3 protein-coding genes are annotated in these 3272 nt (G+C 51.3%); 1 reads left to right on the top strand and 2 read right to left on the bottom strand.

The window, feature by feature from the left end:
• Window positions 1-169 precede the first annotated feature (169 nt).
• Entirely contained in the window at window positions 170-1072 is a 903-nt protein-coding gene (locus tag RTI30_RS13440; RefSeq protein WP_312284032.1) for a Druantia anti-phage system protein DruA, read from the bottom strand.
• A gap of 225 nt (window positions 1073-1297) precedes the next feature.
• Window positions 1298-2698, bottom strand: a complete 1401-nt coding sequence (locus RTI30_RS13435) for an IS701 family transposase (RefSeq protein WP_312284031.1) — start codon at window positions 2696-2698, stop codon at window positions 1298-1300.
• A 293-nt stretch (window positions 2699-2991) separates the two neighbouring features.
• Here RTI30_RS13435 and RTI30_RS13430 point away from each other — a divergent pair.
• Window positions 2992-3272 (top strand): hypothetical protein (locus RTI30_RS13430; protein WP_312284030.1); only part of this gene is annotated, 281 nt, incomplete at its 3' end.

Here is a 3272-nt window from a genome sequence, read left to right as displayed (position 1 = left end):
ACGCCCGTTGAACTCTATGCAAGAAAAAAATTTGGCAGAGCGACAAACACCCTGCCAACCATAATCAAACATACATTAATACTACAGCGAAAGTTAGCTATGATTTCCAGTAGAAAAGGATGATGCCCTTCGGGGTATGGGTTATGTTATCTAATGGCTAGCATGAAGCTTAGTGGCAAGTTAGAGATTTTTTGCCAGTGAGAATGAGGCGAAAATCTTTAGTTAAAGGGTAAACGTAAATGGATTTTAAAGGGAGCACGGCTCTTTGTGGTCCTTTTTTGCCGCGACCTTGGGTGAGTCCTACGAGTTTCCAGTTGGCAGCTTTGTATGAGGTACCCCAGAAACGACCTTGGTCGACGTAGGTCTCGAGCAAAACTGGGGTGTAATTGTATACATCTTGCCAATCCTTGGCAATGGCATGGACCACAAGAGATAACACTTTCGAGGCAAGATTGTGGCATTTTATCCAGGGCGGGATCAGGAAACGCGAATTATTAACGACAAGGTGGCGGAACTGGTACCTATGTTCTTCGTTCCAACCGATCCATCGGTCGCGGTCCTTAACATGCCAGGCGGAGGCACCGAAGCCGAACAGGGCGACAACACCCTGTGGGGAGTGGACAAGGTAACGGATCTGGGCACCGACTCCCTTGTTATGACCGAGATAATGGTAGCGGTCGATTAACTCCCGCCATAAGTTCTTGTCTGGCTGGGTGACTACTCGCTGCAGTTGTAGGGGTAGTAATTCGCACAGCGCGACCTTTATTTTGGGGCAGGGCTCCCCGGCTGCTGTACGCAGAGGGATTTTTCGGTGATTCACATGTGGATGCATAGGGGCAGGGAGTTCCAACAAACCGGAGTCATGCAGCTTGAGCAGAAGCTGCTTGGCGCTTATCACTTTGGGTGTATCATTAGGTTTGTTCCAGGACCAGAGCCGACAAACCTCGTATGCGAGCTGTGCACGGGTGGCGCCGGGGTTGGCGGCAATGAGAGACCGTAAGAATTCCAGGTCCTCTGGTTTCACGGTGCGGCCGACCAGACGGAGTGGCAGATCTTGTTCTCGTATCTGCATTGGCCGTGCTCCTTTCTGGGCGACGTCCTGTATGTTTATCGTCTGCGGAGACATGTTTGCCGTGCACGTGCAATTTCGATCCCCGTCATCCGGTTGTTTTATCTTTAGGGCTGGCTCCTGGTCGGTAAAAGGCAAAGGTTCCTTGTTTTGATTAGCCAATTGTGAGGTTGACAAAGCGCTCAACTTGTTTCCAGTAGGCGGTGTCAGGGATCTGATCCTTGACAACTATCCAGAGTCCATGAGCTTCCTCTTCCGGTGTGACTGATAGGCAACATGGTTGCGTTTTAAATAGTACTTCAGATCAGCGATAGCCTTTCGTATCTGTGCCGGATCCTGAGTAAAAGCCACTCTGATTAGACGGTAGGCCTGCGGCATAGTCAGCTTTTTTTGAAAACGGATTCGGATCTCCAAAGTAAAGAGATGGGCGATGAAGACAAAAAGCATGTGCCGGTACCAACCGTTCCACGAACGCATCTCATATTCGTCCATCCCAAGGCAATCCTTGCATTCTTCGAAGCACTGCTCAATAGGCCAGCGTAAAGTAGCGGCATGGTCGAGTTCTGCTCTGGGGAGATCAGCTGGAGCATCGCTGATGGAATACTTGATCCGCCCATTCTCGTATTCCCGAATATAGAGCCAGATCTCGCCACCCGGTTGCCCATCCACGCACTCGATGACGCGGCAACATTTGACCTTGGCCATGATGGGTCCCTTGGCACCCTCACCCAGATTAACCGTTTCCCACGGCAAGGTATCATCTTTCGCTATGCTTTCTACAGATACGGGAGCAGGTGACAGGACCAGCTTCGTCGGAGGTCTGCCACAACCCGAGTACTCCGGGCGAACCCACTCGGGCCGGGTGCGCCAGACCAACTGCGTTGCGCGGACATCGCCAAAGAGCCAATATCCTGGCGGCAAAGACCCACGAAATTTTTGATCACTACTGAACGCAGCATCGCACCCGATCCACCGAGCATGAAAATTGCCTGAGGCTAACGCCTTGTCGATCATTTCGATCGCTAACTGATTTTTTGTAGCAAAAACCACGTCTTCAGGAACGCCGCATTGGATGCGCTTATCACGATACTCTTCAGTGAACCACTTCTTAGGTAAGTAGAGTCGACGGTCCAGGAGACCATATCCTTGGGCACCGGAATAACCGATGAACACGCCGGCCTGACAGTTATCTGTCTTCCCCTCAGTGCCGCAATACTGACGGGCAACCCCAACCGAGTGGCTACCTTTTTTGGGCATGTCCGACCCGTCTACAGTAAGCATACCGTTTGGGTCGTTAACCTGGGAAGCTACCCGTTGCTGATAAAGATACAACATCTTTTCGTCATCCCAAGGCGAACGCTGAAGGAATAACTGCGTCGGGCGCACCCCTTTTTCCCCGTCAAACGCCAGCGCAATAGGCTCGATCGATTTACGATCCAGATTGCTTAGCAAACCTTTAACATAGACCTCACCGTGATGACGCTGTTCGCAGCGCTGGTAACATTCCTGAAAATAAGCCAGATAATCATCTAGCAAGGTAAGAAGTTGTTCCACCGCAGAAGTATCCAATCCGATTCGTTCCAAAAGATCCGGACTCCAATCCGGTTGGCCGAGCATCATGACCGCCATCCCCCTCCCCACCGCCGTGAGGTTTGGGATGGTGTGCTCTCCTTGGACATGGCTATTGTGCCGGAATACGCCGGCCACATCCCTTGTCCCCAGATTCTGGCCCTTCCAATAGAAGTAACATTGGCGTGCGCGACCCAAAATGGGTACCGGCCGGCGCTGGCCAGCCAGTATACAAAGATGGTTGACAATGAGGAAGGACCAATCGCCAATCGACGGTTTGTCCATCGCCGGGCTATAGTACCCTCTTGTTCATGGCACCTCTGGCCAATTAGCATCATCGCCATGGAACCATTATGCAACAACCAAATAAAAATGTCCCGGCCGATTTGGAGGTTTATTCCCGCCACCAGGACTTCCTAGCTCGCGCTAAAGGCAAATTGCAAGGCCTGTCGCAGTTTAGCATTTTTTTTGATGGCCTAAGTGCCGGCGCTTGGACCAATTACTCGACCGGGCAGAGGAATTTTGTGGGTATTTCTTCCACCGCACCTGCCGCCCACCCAGGCGTAAAGAACTTTCGTTGTAGTGCTATGGCCCCTATTTATATCACCACAACCGAACATCTTTTCTACTGCTT

The sequence above is a fragment of the Candidatus Igneacidithiobacillus taiwanensis genome (genome assembly GCF_031962545.1).
GTDB lineage: Bacteria > Pseudomonadota > Gammaproteobacteria > Acidithiobacillales > Acidithiobacillaceae > Igneacidithiobacillus > Igneacidithiobacillus taiwanensis.
This window is presented reverse-complemented; position numbering and strand designations above follow the sequence as displayed.

Coding starts and splice junctions, on each gene's coding strand:
- RTI30_RS13440 (WP_312284032.1), bottom strand. CDS start 1,072: ATGCAGATACGAGAACAAGATCTGCCACTCCGTCTGGTCGGCCGCACC.
- RTI30_RS13435 (WP_312284031.1), bottom strand. CDS start 2,698: ATGGCGGTCATGATGCTCGGCCAACCGGATTGGAGTCCGGATCTTTTG.